The following is a 14002-nucleotide window of genomic DNA, read 5'->3' as shown; positions in this document are numbered from 1 at the left end:
TTCACAATTCCCCAATTAAAACTCACATCAATGTTGCCAATGCATAACATTTAGTTAACCATTCATTGTCATTATCCCTACACAACACAATTGGCAGTGCCACTTTTACACAACGTGTGACAAAGAGATGGGCAACAGACTCATTACACGGCGTGTGTGGACTGCAGGAGACCTGCAATGAATCTCTGGCAACAAAACTACGATCCCGCCGGGAATATCTGGCTTTCCAGCCTGATAGCATCGCTTCCCATCCTGTTTTTCTTCTTTGCGCTGATTAAGCTCAAACTCAAAGGTTATGTCGCCGCCTCATGGACGGTGGCAATCGCCCTTGCCGTGGCTTTGCTGTTCTATAAAATGCCGGTCGCTAACGCGCTGGCCTCGGTGATTTATGGCTTCTTCTACGGTTTGTGGCCCATCGCGTGGATCATTATTGCAGCGGTGTTCGTCTATAAGATCTCGGTGAAAACCGGGCAGTTTGACATCATCCGCTCGTCTATTCTTTCGATAACCCCTGACCAGCGACTGCAAATGCTGATCGTCGGTTTCTGTTTCGGCGCTTTCCTTGAGGGAGCCGCAGGCTTTGGCGCACCGGTAGCAATTACCGCCGCATTGCTGGTCGGTCTGGGCTTTAAACCACTGTACGCCGCCGGACTGTGCCTGATTGTTAACACCGCGCCAGTGGCATTTGGTGCGATGGGCATTCCGATTCTGGTCGCCGGGCAGGTAACAGGCATCGACAGCTTTGAGATTGGTCAGATGGTGGGGCGTCAGCTGCCGTTTATGACCATTATCGTGCTGTTCTGGATCATGGCGATTATGGACGGTTGGCGCGGAATCAAAGAAACGTGGCCTGCGGTCGTGGTTGCAGGTGGTTCGTTTGCCATTGCTCAATACCTCAGCTCTAACTTCATTGGGCCGGAACTGCCAGACATTATCTCTTCGCTGGTATCACTGCTCTGCCTGACGCTGTTCCTCAAACGCTGGCAACCAGTGCGCGTATTCCGCTTCGGTGACTTGGGGGCGTCACAGGTTGATATGACGCTGGCTCACACCGGTTACACCGCAGGTCAGGTGCTTCGCGCCTGGACACCGTTCCTGTTCCTGACCGCCACCGTAACGCTGTGGAGTATTCCACCGTTTAAAGCCCTGTTCGCTTCGGGTGGTGCGCTGTATGAATGGGTGATCAATATTCCGGTGCCGTACCTCGATAAACTGGTTGCCCGTATGCCGCCAGTGGTCAGCGAAGCGACAGCGTATGCCGCCGTGTTTAAGTTCGACTGGTTCTCTGCCACCGGTACCGCCATTCTTTTTGCTGCCCTGCTCTCGATTGTCTGGCTGAAGATGAAACCATCTGACGCTATCAGCACCTTCGGCAGCACGCTGAAAGAACTGGCTCTGCCTATCTACTCCATCGGTATGGTGCTGGCGTTCGCCTTTATCTCGAACTATTCCGGACTATCATCAACGCTGGCGCTGGCACTGGCGCACACCGGCCATGCATTCACCTTCTTCTCGCCGTTCCTCGGCTGGCTTGGTGTCTTCCTGACCGGATCGGATACCTCATCTAACGCCCTGTTCGCTGCGCTGCAAGCCACTGCAGCACAACAAATTGGCGTTTCTGACCTGTTGTTGGTTGCCGCCAACACCACCGGTGGTGTCACCGGTAAGATGATCTCTCCGCAATCTATCGCTATCGCCTGTGCGGCGGTAGGCCTGGTAGGCAAAGAGTCAGATCTGTTCCGCTTTACCGTCAAACACAGCCTGATCTTCACCTGTATGGTGGGCGTGATCACCACGCTTCAGGCTTATGTCTTAACGTGGATGATTCCTTAATGATTGTTTTACCCAGACGCCTGTCAGACGAGGTTGCCGATCGCGTGCGGGCGCTGATTGATGAAAAAAACCTGGAGGCGGGCATGAAGTTGCCCGCTGAACGTCAACTGGCGATGCAACTCGGCGTATCGCGTAATTCACTGCGCGAGGCGCTGGCAAAACTGGTGAGCGAAGGCGTGCTGCTTAGCCGACGCGGCGGCGGGACGTTTATTCGCTGGCGTCATGACACATGGTCGGAGCAAAACATCGTCCAGCCGCTGAAAACGCTGATGGCCGATGATCCGGATTACAGTTTCGATATTCTGGAAGCTCGCTACGCCATTGAAGCCAGCACCGCGTGGCATGCGGCAATGCGCGCCACACCTGGCGAAAAAGAGAAAATTCAGCTTTGCTTTGAAGCAACGCTAAGTGAAGACCCGGATCTCGCCTCACAAGCGGACGTTCGTTTTCATCTGGCGATTGCCGAAGCCTCACATAACATCGTGCTGCTGCAAACCATGCGCGGTTTCTTCGATGTCCTGCAATCCTCTGTGAAGCATAGCCGCCAGCGGATGTATCTGGTACCCCCGGTTTTTTCACAGCTGACCGAACAACATCAGGCAGTCATTGACGCCATTTTTGCCGGTGATGCTGACGGGGCGCGTAAAGCAATGATGGCGCACCTTAGCTTTGTTCACACCACCATGAAACGATTCGATGAAGATCAAGCTCGCCATGCACGCATTACCCGCCTGCCTGGTGACCATAATGAGCATTCGAGGGAGAAAAACGCATGATTATTTCCGCAGCCAGCGATTATCGCGGCGCAGCACAACGCATTCTGCCGCCGTTCCTGTTCCACTATATGGATGGGGGTGCATATTCTGAATACACGCTGCGCCGCAACGTGGAAGATTTGTCAGAAGTGGCGCTGCGCCAGCGTATTCTGAAAAACATGTCTGACTTAAGCCTGGAAACGACGCTGTTTAATGAGAAATTGTCGATGCCGGTGGCGCTGGCTCCGGTGGGTTTGTGTGGCATGTATGCGCGTCGTGGCGAAGTTCAGGCTGCCAAAGCGGCGGATGCGCATGGCATTCCGTTTACTCTCTCGACGGTTTCCGTTTGCCCGATTGAAGAAGTCGCTCCAGCCATTAAACGTCCGATGTGGTTCCAGCTTTATGTGCTGCGCGATCGCGGCTTTATGCGTAACGCGCTGGAGCGAGCAAAAGCGGCAGGCTGCTCGACGCTGGTTTTCACCGTGGATATGCCGACACCGGGCGCGCGTTACCGTGATGCACACTCGGGTATGAGCGGCCCAAATGCGGCAATGCGCCGTTACTTGCAGGCGGTGACGCATCCGCAATGGGCGTGGGATGTGGGCCTGAACGGTCGTCCACATGATTTAGGTAATATCTCGGCTTACCTCGGCAAACCGACCGGACTGGAAGATTACATCGGCTGGTTGGGGAATAACTTCGATCCATCCATCTCATGGAAAGACCTTGAGTGGATCCGCGATTTCTGGGATGGTCCGATGGTGATCAAAGGGATCCTCGATCCGGAAGATGCGCGCGATGCAGTACGTTTTGGTGCTGATGGGATTGTAGTTTCTAACCACGGTGGCCGCCAGCTGGACGGTGTACTCTCTTCCGCTCGTGCGTTGCCCGCTATTGCAGATGCGGTGAAAGGTGATATAGCCATTCTGGCGGATAGCGGAATTCGTAACGGGCTTGATGTCGTGCGTATGATTGCGCTCGGTGCCGACACCGTACTGCTGGGTCGTGCTTTCCTGTATGCGCTGGCAACAGCGGGCCAGGCGGGTGTAGCTAACCTGCTGAATCTGATCGAAAAAGAGATGAAAGTGGCAATGACGCTGACTGGCGCGAAATCGATTAGCGAAATTACGCAAGATTCGCTGGTGCAGGGGCTGGGTAAAGAATTGCCTGCGGCACTGGCTCCGATGGCGAAAGGGAATGCGGCATAGTTGGGGGTGAGGGGAAAAGGCCGTACCAATCACCAATTTTCTGCTATCCTGCCCCCGCACTAAGGGGGCAGTATGCTAAACATCGTACTTTACGAACCAGAAATTCCGCCAAATACTGGCAACATCATCCGTCTTTGCGCTAATACCGGCTTTCGTCTGCATATCATCGAACCGATGGGATTTGCCTGGGACGATAAGCGCCTGCGCCGCGCGGGGCTGGACTATCACGAGTTTACCGCCGTTACGCGTCATCATGACTATCGCGCGTTCCTCGAAGCAGAAAATCCCCAGCGCCTGTTTGCCCTCACCACGAAAGGTACGCCTGCTCACAGCGCCGTAAGCTATCAGGATGGCGATTATCTGATGTTCGGCCCGGAAACGCGCGGCCTGCCAGCAAGCATTCTTGATGCCCTGCCCGCTGAACAAAAAATTCGCATTCCAATGGTGCCGGACAGCCGCAGCATGAACCTGTCCAATGCGGTGTCGGTCGTGGTGTATGAAGCCTGGCGGCAGCTGGGATATCCGGGAGCGGTGTTGAGAGATTAGTTACTGTATGCCGGATAGATGATTACATCGCATCCGGCACAATCACAGGACGTCAGATCCCATCCCCATATTCAAACGTATGGTTAATACCGTTGAAATGCTGATCCATATCCATTGACGGTTTATCGCTATCCGGCTTACCGACAATGCGTGCCGGAACGCCAGCGGCGGTGGTATGCGGCGGAACCGGTTGCAGCACCACGGAACCTGCGCCAATCTTCGCGCCGCGCCCAACTTCAATATTGCCGAGGATTTTCGCGCCCGCGCCAATCATCACACCTTCACGAATTTTCGGATGACGGTCGCCACCAGATTTACCCGTACCGCCAAGCGTCACAGATTGCAGAATCGATACGTCGTTTTCAATCACCGCCGTTTCACCCACAACGATGCCCGTGGCGTGGTCAAGCATGATACCGCGACCAATTTTTGCTGCCGGGTGAATATCAACCTGGAACGTCACAGAAACCTGGTTTTGCAGAAAGATTGCCAGTGCGCGGCGGCCCTGATTCCACAGCCAGTGACCGATACGATAGGCCTGCAAGGCATGAAAACCTTTCAGATATAACAAGGGGGTTGAGTATTTATCCACCGCCGGGTCGCGGGTGCGCACTGCCTGAATATCACAGGCCGCAGAGGCGATCATTTCCGGGTCGGCGGCGTAGGCTTCTTCCACCACTTCACGGATAGCAATAGCAGGCATAATTGGCGATGACAGCTTGTTCGCCAGCATGTAGCTCAGTGCACTGCCCAGGTTTTCGTGCTTGAGTAGCGTCGCGTGGTAAAAACTGGCCAGCATTGGCTCACAGTCCGCCAGCGTTCTGGCTTCAGCTTTAATATTGTTCCAGACAATTTCCAGTTCTTCACACGACATTGCTTACTCCACACGATGAGATAATGACCGGCCCGTTCTGCGCGGGCCGGGTCATAGAGGTAACAAAGGTTCCCTTGGTTTAGTGGCTGCTGCGCTCGTCCTTGCGTGCACGACCTAATAACGTCAATGCTGCCTCGCGCGCGTTTTTTCCGCAATATAATACTTGATAAATTTCCTCGGTTATTGGCATTTCAACGCCGAAGCGATGCGCCAGTTCGCGGACTTCTTTCGTATTGCGGTAGCCTTCCACCACCTGACCAATCTTCTCCTGCGCGCTTTGTACATCCATGCCCTGACCGAGCATCATGCCAAAACGGCGGTTACGCGACTGGTTGTCGGTACAGGTAAGCACCAGATCGCCCAGCCCCGCCATGCCCATAAAGGTGGCAGGATCGGCCCCCAGCGCCGCGCCAAGACGCGACATCTCAGCCAGCCCACGAGTGATCAGCGCCGTACGCGCATTCGCACCAAAACCGATACCGTCGGACATCCCCGCGCCAATGGCAATGACGTTTTTCACCGCGCCGCCAAGCTGCACGCCAATGAAATCCGGGTTGCTGTAAACGCGGAAACTTTTGCCGCAGTGCAGCAACTGCTGGAGATCATCGGCAAAGGTCTGGTCGGTCGAGGCCAGCGAAATAGCCGTTGGTAGACCTGCCGCCAGTTCTTTCGCAAACGTTGGGCCAGAGATAACCGCCAGCGGAATTTGATCGCCTAACGCCTCACGCGCCACGTCCTGCAACAGACGCCCGGTTTCCGCTTCCAGCCCTTTGGTCGCCCACACCAGACGCGCATCAGGACGCATCAGCGGTTTAATCTGACGCAGCACTTCACCAAAGACATGGCTGGGTACGACGACGAGAATATTACGGCTGGCTGCCAGCGCAGTGGCGAGATCGCTTTCAAGATGGAGCGTATCGGGAAAAGGCACATCGGGGAGAAACGCGGCGTTACAGCGGTCGCGTTCAAGCGTTGCGATATGTTCAGGGTCATGGCCCCAGAGGACAACCTCGTGGCCATTTCTTGCCAGGGTGATGGCAAGAGCGGTGCCGTACGAGCCGGCACCGATCACAGTCATTGAAGCATTACGTTGGTTCATCAGGCATCCTGATGTTCTTCAGTACCTTCGCCAGCCTGCTGCTGCAAATAGTTCATGAACAGCGCATCGAAGTTAACCGGCGCAAGGTTCAGTTGCGGGAATGTACCGCGGGATACCATGCTGGTGATGCACTCACGAGCATACGGGAACAGAATGTTCGGGCAGTATGCACCCAGGCAATGTGCCATCTGGGTGCCTTCGATACCCGCGATGGAGAAAATACCGCCCTGCTGAACTTCACACAGGAACGCGGTTTCTTCGCCCAGGGAGGCCGTTACGGTAACACGCAGTACCACTTCGTAAACGTCATCTGCCAGTTGAGAAGATGCCGTATCCAGATCAAGTTTAACTTCTGGCTGCCAATCTTTCTGGAAAACGTGCGGCGCGTTCGGCGCTTCGAAAGAAATATCCTTGGTATAAATACGTTGGATCTGGAAAGTCATTTCGGTGTTGTTTTGTTCTGACATGTGTAGAAAACCCTTAAGTGTTGTCCTTAAATACTGCGCAATGTAATGCCAACGTTCACACGTTATTTCAGCAGGGGATCCAGTCCACCACGTGCATCCAATGCATACAAGTCATCACAGCCGCCAATGTGCTGTGCGTCAATAAAAATCTGGGGAACCGTGGTGCGACCGCTGCGTTTGATCATCTCTTCACGCTTAGCGGCGTTGCCATCGATCGGCAACTCCTGAAAACTCACGCCCTTGCTGCTCAGCAGTGCTTTTGCACGATGGCAATACGGGCAGGTTTCTTTGGTATAGATTTCAACATTGGCCATAACTTAGCTCCTGTTTTTTTACCCTGAAATTTCATGTTGCAGGGCGGCTGCAAAATGGAGTGTCCCCAGAAGCTTATAACAATAAGTCGCTGGGGGCCTAATTGCAGCTAACGGCCTGCATCATGAAAGACGACAGGTAAATTATTTGCCGCGCACCAGAGGCAAGTTTTCGCCAGCCCAGCCAGCAACGCCCTCTTTCAGCACGAATACTTGCGCAAAACCAGCTTTCGTCAGCGCGTTTGCAGGCTCCTGGCACTGCATGCCAGAACCGTCTACCACGATAACCGGTTTGTCTTTGTGCTTCTCAAGCTCACCAACATTGTTGGCTTTGATTTCGCTCGGCAACAGGTTGATAGAACCTGCGATATGGCCTTTACGGAAGTCATCACGCTGACGTAAATCCACAACCACAGCATCTTCTTTGTTGATCAGACGCGTAGCTTCACCACGAGTAATCACCTTCACTTTCGAGGTCAGGCTCTTAAACGTAGTCACAAGAACCGCCACCAGTAACGCGATCCAGGCGATACTCAGTATGGGATGACGGCCAACAAATTGCATAATTTCTTGCATGGGGGGTAACAACTCCCGACGTAGTGATTAAAAAAACCAGGAAAGGAGTATACCTGCGCGGTGCGGCAAATACAGCCAGCGCGTTAACTGGAATGCAATTTTGCGGGGCGCGACGAAAAAAAAGCGCAAATCTGGCATCGGCTTGCTGCGAGCGGTCGTATATTTTGATCTTCAGAGGCTATTTTATCGATTCAGCTGTAGTAAAATTACGCAAATTTTGACTCTTGAGTATGAGGTTGTCGCAATGTCGGTTTCTAAAAAACCTATGGTACTGGTGATTCTGGATGGCTATGGCTATCGTGAAGAACAGCAGGATAACGCCATTTTTAGTGCTAAAACCCCGGTAATGGATGCACTGTGGGCCAATCGTCCGCATACCCTGATCGACGCTTCCGGTCTGGAAGTTGGTCTGCCTGACCGTCAGATGGGTAACTCCGAAGTAGGTCACGTTAACCTGGGTGCCGGCCGCATCGTGTATCAGGACCTGACTCGTCTGGACGTTGAAATCAAAGATCGCGCTTTCTTCGCTAACCCGGTACTGACTGGCGCGGTAGATAAAGCGAAAAACGCAGGCAAAGCAGTTCACATTATGGGTCTGCTCTCCGCAGGCGGCGTACACAGCCACGAAGATCACATCATGGCGATGGTAGAACTGGCCGCTGAACGCGGCGCAGAAAAAATCTACCTGCACGCATTCCTTGACGGTCGCGACACTCCGCCGCGCAGTGCTGAATCCTCGCTGAAAAAATTCGAAGAGAAATTTGCCGCGCTGGGTAAAGGCCGCGTAGCGTCCATCATTGGTCGTTACTACGCCATGGACCGCGATAACCGCTGGGATCGCGTTGAAAAAGCTTATGACCTGCTGACTCTGGCGCAGGGTGAGTTCCAGGCCGATACCGCCGTTGCTGGTTTGCAGGCTGCTTATGCTCGCGACGAAAACGACGAATTCGTGAAAGCGACCGTTATTCGTGCAGAAGGTCAGCCAGACGCGGCAATGGAAGACGGCGATGCGCTAATTTTCATGAACTTCCGTGCTGACCGCGCGCGTGAAATCACTCGTGCATTCGTGAACGCTGATTTCGATGGCTTCGCGCGCAAGAAAGTGGTTAACGTCGATTTCGTGATGCTGACCGAATACGCCGCTGACATCAAAACTGCGGTTGCTTACCCACCAGCGTCCCTGGTTAACACCTTCGGCGAGTGGATGGCGAAAAACGACAAAACTCAGTTGCGTATTTCCGAAACCGAAAAATATGCCCACGTTACTTTCTTCTTCAACGGTGGCGTAGAAGAGTCGTTCAAAGGCGAAGATCGCATTCTGATCAACTCACCGAAAGTGGCTACCTACGATCTGCAACCGGAAATGAGCTCCGCAGAGCTGACCGAAAAACTGGTTGCGGCAATCAAGAGCGGCAAATACGACACCATTATCTGTAACTATCCGAACGGCGACATGGTAGGTCACACCGGGGTGATGGAAGCGGCGGTTAAAGCGGTTGAAGCGCTGGATCACTGCGTGGAAGAAGTCGCGAAAGCGGTTGAGTCCGTGGGTGGACAACTGCTGATCACCGCTGACCACGGTAACGCTGAACAGATGCGCGATCCGGCAACGGGTCAGGCACACACGGCACACACCAACCTGCCAGTTCCGCTGATTTACGTTGGTGATAAGAACGTGAAAGCGGTTGAAGGCGGCAAACTTTCTGACATCGCGCCGACCATGTTGTCGCTGATGGGTATGGAAATCCCGCAAGAGATGACTGGTAAGCCGCTGTTCATCGTGGAATAATCCCTCCCCATGAGGGGAAAGGCGATTAATACCATGACACGGGCCGTGAAACCGCGCAGGTTTGCAATCAGGCCCATCATCTACGCCAGCGTTCTTAGCGCTGGCGTATTGTTGTGCGCCTTTTCCGCCCACGCGGATGAGCGTGACCAACTCAAATCTATTCAGGCAGATATCGCCGCGAAAGAGCGCGCGGTACGCCAAAAGCAACAACAACGCTCCAGCCTGCTTGCTCAGTTGAAAAAGCAGGAAGAAGCGATCTCGGAAGCCACCCGTAAGCTGCGCGAAACGCAAAACACGCTCAATCAACTGAATAAACAGATTGATGAGATGAACGCGTCGATTGCCAAACTGGAGCAGCAAAAAGCCGCCCAGGAGCGCAGCCTCGCCGCACAACTGGATGCCGCATTCCGTCAGGGCGAGCATACCGGTATTCAGCTGATTCTCAGCGGTGAAGAAAGCCAGCGTGGACAGCGTTTACAGGCTTATTTCGGCTATCTCAACCAGGCGCGACAAGAAACCATTGCTCAGTTGAAACAAACGCGTGAAGAAGTCGCTATGCAACGCGCCGAGCTGGAAGAGAAACAGAGCGAGCAACAAACGCTGTTGTATGAGCAGCGCGCCCAACAGGCGAAGCTGACCCAGGCGCTGAACGAACGTAAAAAGACGCTGGCAGGGCTGGAGTCTTCCATCCAGCAAGGTCAGCAACAGTTGAGCGAGCTGCGCGCCAACGAATCCCGTCTGCGTAACAGCATTGCCCGTGCGGAAGCCGCGGCGAAAGCGCGTGCTGAACGAGAAGCGCGTGAGGCCCAGGCGGTTCGCGACCGCCAGAAAGAAGCGACGCGCAAAGGCACCACCTACAAACCGACCGAAAGCGAAAAATCGCTGATGTCCCGAACTGGTGGCCTGGGTGCGCCGCGTGGTCAGGCATTCTGGCCAGTTCGCGGGCCGACGCTGCATCGCTATGGCGAGCAGCTACAGGGCGAATTACGCTGGAAAGGAATGGTTATCGGTGCCTCTGAAGGTACTGAAGTTAAAGCAATTGCCGACGGTCGGGTGATTCTGGCTGACTGGCTGCAAGGCTACGGTCTGGTGGTGGTGGTTGAGCATGGTAAAGGCGACATGAGTCTTTACGGCTATAATCAGAGCGCACTGGTGAGCGTTGGTTCGCAGGTTCGCGCGGGCCAGCCGATTGCACTGGTGGGCAGCAGTGGCGGTCAGGGTCGGCCTTCACTCTATTTCGAAATTCGCCGCCAGGGTCAGGCGGTCAATCCACAGCCGTGGTTGGGAAGATAAGTTTTGTTTCCATTTCGTCGTAACGTTCTTGCATTTGCCGCTCTGTTGGCGCTCTCCTCCCCCGTAATTGCTGGCAAACTTGCCATCGTCATTGATGATTTTGGGTATCGCCCGCACAACGAAAACCAGGTGCTGGCGATGCCTTCCGCTATCTCCGTCGCTGTATTACCCGATTCACCGCACGCCAGAGAGATGGCGACCAAAGCGCATAACAGCGGTCACGAAGTGTTGATTCATCTGCCAATGGCACCGTTGAGTAAACAGCCGCTGGAGAAAAATACGCTACGCCCGGAGATGAGCAGCGACGAAATTGAGCGCATTATTCGTAGTGCGGTCAATAACGTGCCCTATGCCGTGGGGATCAACAACCACATGGGCAGCAAGATGACCTCTAACCTGTTTGGTATGCAGAAAGTGATGCAGGCGCTGGAGCGTTACAATCTTTACTTCCTCGACAGCGTAACCATCGGTAATACCCAAGCGATGCGCGCCGCACAAGGCACTGGCGTGAAGGTGATCAAACGGAAAGTGTTCCTCGACGATTCGCAAAATGAAGCGGACATCCGTGTGCAGTTCAATCGCGCAATTGACCTCGCGCGTCGCAACGGTTCGACCATTGCCATTGGGCATCCTCACCCTTCCACGGTACGCGTGTTACAACAGATGGTTTATAACCTGCCGCCAGACATTACGCTGGTGAAAGCCAGCAGCTTGCTGAATGAACCGCAGGTTGATACGTCTACACCGCCGAAAAACACTGTGCCCGACACACCGCGTAATCCGTTCCGTGGCGTGAAGCTCTGCAAACCGAAGAAACCGATAGAACCTGTTTATGCTAATCGCTTCTTTGAAGTATTAAGCGAAAGCATCAGCCAGAGCACGCTGATCGTTTACTTCCAGCATCAGTGGCAAGGCTGGGGCAAACAGCCCGAAGCGGCAAAACTTAACGCTAGTGCAAATTAAAGGCGCTACGCGTAATGCGATGGTGCGACCGCGTTTTGTCGCGCCATTGCCATAAGCGGAAAGACCACAGTAACGCCTGATAACCCACCTTCACGCTGCGCACATTGGTAATCAGGCGCTTATACATACCGGAAGTAAATATCTCGGCAATCATCCGTTGGCGGGTAATAATATCCGGCTCTTTGCGCACCGCATGGCAAACACGCAATGCTTCGTAAGTTATTTGCTGATGAAATTCCGGGTAAATCGTAATTTTGTCGGCATAATTTCGATTTAATTTCTCTAGCAGGCGGGTAATTTTAATATAGTGACGTTGATAATTAAGGTTTTTATTCCCTTGTCTATTCAACCGACTCACTGACGTATTATGCAGATAATATTTATATAACGATTGCTCGGTATATCGCGCACGCAGCGCATTAAACATAAATTCTGTTGTCCAGACAATATCCTGATGATGTAATCCGGCAATAAATTTAATGTTATTTTTAACAATAACATCGCGGCGATAAACCCCCATCCAGACAACGTGAGTCCAACGGCGGGAAGAAAGCCCCATCCGCAACCAATCCGGGCCGGTTAATACGCCGGTTGAGCGAAGGCGATCGGTGGGGATGGATTGCCAGGTTTCTCCCGTTTCACGAAAACACCAGTCAGCGTTGCACTGCGCCACGTCGAGGTCGTCCTCTAACGCCATGGTCATCAGCGTTTCGTACATGGTGGGATACACCTCATCGTCAGCATCGACAAAAGCGACATATTTGCCCGTCGCCACCTCGATCCCACGATTACGCGCCACCGATGCGCCAGCATTCACCTGATGCAACAAACGAACGTGCTGATAGTTTTCTGCGTAATGCTTTGCTATTTCAACAGAATTATCCGTTGAACCATCGTTAATAATAATGATTTCCAGAGCAGTCCAGGTTTGCGTAATTAAAGATTCCATACAAGTGCGGAAATCATCACCCGCATTATATAACGGAATAATAACACTAAGTTTATTGGTGCTGTTCATCATAAATTACCGACGACCTCTGAAGTTATCCTGACGTTTTACAGGCTTTGTATTAAGAAACTATTAAGCCTGTGAGATATTATTTTTACAGGTGAGAGAGTCACTTCAGGGTAGAGAGATAATGAGAACAGCTATATAAGAGATCAGCGCAATTACCCATTCTTTATTTTACTGACAGCATTTTACATATTTAACAGATTATCCTCAGGAAAAAGGGCTGGAATACCAGCCCTTGTTTGTGTTAATCCCAGCTCAGGATAACTTTCCCGGACTGGCCCGAACGCATGGCGTCAAAGCCCTTCTGGAAATCATCGATAGAGAAACGATGGGTAATGATCGGCGAAAGATCGAGGCCAGACTGAATCAGCGCCGCCATCTTGTACCAGGTTTCAAACATCTCACGACCGTAAATACCTTTAATGAACAAGCCTTTAAAGATCACTTTGGTCCAGTCGATAGACATATCAGACGGTGGAATACCCAGCATCGCAATACGACCGCCGTGGTTCATGGTGTCGAGCATGGTACGAAACGCTGGCGGCGCACCGGACATTTCCAGACCGACATCAAAGCCTTCGGTCATGCCCAGTTCTGCCATCACATCATTGAGGTTCTCTTTAGCGACGTTAACCGCACGGGTGATACCCATTTTACGCGCCAACTCAAGGCGGTATTCGTTAACATCAGTAATCACCACGTTACGTGCACCAACGTGTTTCGCCACCGCCGCCGCCATAATACCAATCGGGCCTGCACCAGAGACCAGCACATCCTCGCCCACCAGATCGAACGACAGCGCGGTATGCACGGCGTTACCGAAGGGATCAAAAATGGAAGCCAGATCATCGGAGATATTGTCGGGGATTTTGAAAGCGTTGAACGCCGGAATCACCAGATACTCGGCGAAGCAGCCCGGACGGTTAACGCCGACGCCGATCGTGTTGCGGCACAGATGGGTACGACCGCCACGACAGTTGCGACAGTGACCGCAGGTGATATGGCCTTCGCCAGAAACGCGATCGCCAATCTTGAAGCCTTTCACTTCCTGACCAATACCTACCACTTCACCGACATATTCATGGCCCACGACCATCGGCACCGGGATGGTTTTTTGCGACCACTCATCCCAGTTATAGATGTGAACGTCAGTCCCGCAGATGGCTGTTTTACGGATTTTAATCAGCAGATCGTTATGCCCGAGTTCCGGTACAGGAACGTCGGTCATCCAGATGCCCTCTTCCGCTTTCAGTTTGGATAACGCTTTCATCTC

Annotated in this window: 14 protein-coding genes; 7 read left to right on the top strand and 7 right to left on the bottom strand. The window is 53.0% G+C overall.

The genetic code is table 11. The features are described 5' to 3' along the window. The first annotated feature begins 177 nt into the window (after window positions 1-177). The 4 genes from lldP to trmL all read left to right on the top strand — a co-directional run bounded on the left by lldP (window position 178) and on the right by trmL (window position 4342). The gene (gene lldP / locus ACK8NJ_RS00555; protein ID WP_001306611.1) at window positions 178-1833 is read left to right on the top strand and encodes an L-lactate permease; all 1656 of its coding nucleotides are present in this window, start codon (window positions 178-180) and stop codon (window positions 1831-1833) included. After that, the gene (gene lldR / locus ACK8NJ_RS00550) at window positions 1833-2609 is read left to right on the top strand and encodes a transcriptional regulator LldR (protein ID WP_001304974.1); all 777 of its coding nucleotides are present in this window, start codon (window positions 1833-1835) and stop codon (window positions 2607-2609) included. Before lldP ends, lldR begins: the two co-directional genes overlap by 1 nt. Then, window positions 2606-3796 carry a quinone-dependent L-lactate dehydrogenase gene (lldD, locus tag ACK8NJ_RS00545; protein WP_411962036.1) on the top strand — a complete coding sequence of 397 codons (1191 nt, stop codon included), beginning with the start codon at window positions 2606-2608 and terminating at the stop codon, window positions 3794-3796. Before lldR ends, lldD begins: the two co-directional genes overlap by 4 nt. Before the next feature lie 72 nt (window positions 3797-3868). Next, complete coding sequence (gene trmL, locus ACK8NJ_RS00540; protein ID WP_000932347.1) at window positions 3869-4342, top strand: tRNA (uridine(34)/cytosine(34)/5-carboxymethylaminomethyluridine(34)-2'-O)-methyltransferase TrmL; 474 nt, start codon at window positions 3869-3871, stop codon at window positions 4340-4342. Between the two features lie 52 nt (window positions 4343-4394). Here the strand turns inward: trmL and cysE are convergent, their stop codons facing one another. From cysE to ACK8NJ_RS00515, 5 genes are all read right to left on the bottom strand, one after another. After that, a complete protein-coding gene (cysE, locus tag ACK8NJ_RS00535; RefSeq protein ID WP_001277561.1) occupies window positions 4395-5216 on the bottom strand; it encodes a serine O-acetyltransferase in 822 nt (273 codons plus the stop codon). A 79-nt stretch (window positions 5217-5295) separates the two neighbouring features. Beyond that, window positions 5296-6315 carry an NAD(P)H-dependent glycerol-3-phosphate dehydrogenase gene (gpsA, locus tag ACK8NJ_RS00530; RefSeq protein WP_001076194.1) on the bottom strand — a complete coding sequence of 340 codons (1020 nt, stop codon included), beginning with the start codon at window positions 6313-6315 and terminating at the stop codon, window positions 5296-5298. Beyond that, window positions 6315-6782 (bottom strand): protein-export chaperone SecB, encoded by a 468-nt coding sequence (gene secB / locus ACK8NJ_RS00525; RefSeq protein ID WP_000003377.1) that lies wholly within the window; start codon window positions 6780-6782, stop codon window positions 6315-6317. Before secB ends, gpsA begins: the two co-directional genes overlap by 1 nt. Window positions 6783-6844: 62 nt before the next feature. Beyond that, entirely contained in the window at window positions 6845-7096 is a 252-nt protein-coding gene (gene grxC, locus ACK8NJ_RS00520) for a glutaredoxin 3 (RefSeq protein WP_000024392.1), read from the bottom strand. A 141-nt stretch (window positions 7097-7237) separates the two neighbouring features. Next, window positions 7238-7669, bottom strand: a complete 432-nt coding sequence (locus tag ACK8NJ_RS00515; protein WP_001156181.1) for a rhodanese-like domain-containing protein — start codon at window positions 7667-7669, stop codon at window positions 7238-7240. 244 nt (window positions 7670-7913) lie between these two features. On the opposite strand from ACK8NJ_RS00515, the gene gpmM reads away from it, so the two are divergent. The 3 genes from gpmM to ACK8NJ_RS00500 are packed head-to-tail and all read left to right on the top strand — an operon-like array spanning window position 7914 to window position 11714. Next, a complete protein-coding gene (gpmM, locus tag ACK8NJ_RS00510) occupies window positions 7914-9458 on the top strand; it encodes a 2,3-bisphosphoglycerate-independent phosphoglycerate mutase (RefSeq protein WP_000116566.1) in 1545 nt (514 codons plus the stop codon). 33 nt (window positions 9459-9491) lie between these two features. Further along, entirely contained in the window at window positions 9492-10751 is a 1260-nt protein-coding gene (gene envC, locus ACK8NJ_RS00505) for a murein hydrolase activator EnvC (protein ID WP_000196271.1), read from the top strand. A gap of 3 nt (window positions 10752-10754) precedes the next feature. Beyond that, entirely contained in the window at window positions 10755-11714 is a 960-nt protein-coding gene (locus ACK8NJ_RS00500; RefSeq protein WP_032281840.1) for a divergent polysaccharide deacetylase family protein, read from the top strand. On the opposite strand, the gene waaH is transcribed toward ACK8NJ_RS00500, so the two are convergent. Next, complete coding sequence (gene waaH, locus ACK8NJ_RS00495) at window positions 11701-12735, bottom strand: UDP-glucuronate:LPS(HepIII) glycosyltransferase (protein WP_089705679.1); 1035 nt, start codon at window positions 12733-12735, stop codon at window positions 11701-11703. The genes ACK8NJ_RS00500 and waaH overlap by 14 nt on opposite strands. A 238-nt stretch (window positions 12736-12973) precedes the next feature. After that, window positions 12974-13999 (bottom strand): L-threonine 3-dehydrogenase, encoded by a 1026-nt coding sequence (gene tdh / locus ACK8NJ_RS00490; RefSeq protein ID WP_000646014.1) that lies wholly within the window; start codon window positions 13997-13999, stop codon window positions 12974-12976. Window positions 14000-14002: the final 3 nt, after the last annotated feature.

This window comes from Escherichia sp. F1, assembly GCF_046764225.1.
Lineage (GTDB): Bacteria > Pseudomonadota > Gammaproteobacteria > Enterobacterales > Enterobacteriaceae > Escherichia > Escherichia coli.
Note: the sequence above shows the minus strand (reverse complement) of the source record. Positions and strands in the feature narration are given on the sequence as shown.

Coding starts and splice junctions, on each gene's coding strand:
- lldP (WP_001306611.1), top strand. CDS start 178: ATGAATCTCTGGCAACAAAACTACGATCCCGCCGGGAATATCTGGCTT.
- lldR (WP_001304974.1), top strand. CDS start 1,833: ATGATTGTTTTACCCAGACGCCTGTCAGACGAGGTTGCCGATCGCGTG.
- lldD (WP_411962036.1), top strand. CDS start 2,606: ATGATTATTTCCGCAGCCAGCGATTATCGCGGCGCAGCACAACGCATT.
- trmL (WP_000932347.1), top strand. CDS start 3,869: ATGCTAAACATCGTACTTTACGAACCAGAAATTCCGCCAAATACTGGC.
- cysE (WP_001277561.1), bottom strand. CDS start 5,216: ATGTCGTGTGAAGAACTGGAAATTGTCTGGAACAATATTAAAGCTGAA.
- gpsA (WP_001076194.1), bottom strand. CDS start 6,315: ATGAACCAACGTAATGCTTCAATGACTGTGATCGGTGCCGGCTCGTAC.
- secB (WP_000003377.1), bottom strand. CDS start 6,782: ATGTCAGAACAAAACAACACCGAAATGACTTTCCAGATCCAACGTATT.
- grxC (WP_000024392.1), bottom strand. CDS start 7,096: ATGGCCAATGTTGAAATCTATACCAAAGAAACCTGCCCGTATTGCCAT.
- ACK8NJ_RS00515 (WP_001156181.1), bottom strand. CDS start 7,669: ATGCAAGAAATTATGCAATTTGTTGGCCGTCATCCCATACTGAGTATC.
- gpmM (WP_000116566.1), top strand. CDS start 7,914: ATGTCGGTTTCTAAAAAACCTATGGTACTGGTGATTCTGGATGGCTAT.
- envC (WP_000196271.1), top strand. CDS start 9,492: ATGACACGGGCCGTGAAACCGCGCAGGTTTGCAATCAGGCCCATCATC.
- waaH (WP_089705679.1), bottom strand. CDS start 12,735: ATGATGAACAGCACCAATAAACTTAGTGTTATTATTCCGTTATATAAT.
- tdh (WP_000646014.1), bottom strand. CDS start 13,999: ATGAAAGCGTTATCCAAACTGAAAGCGGAAGAGGGCATCTGGATGACC.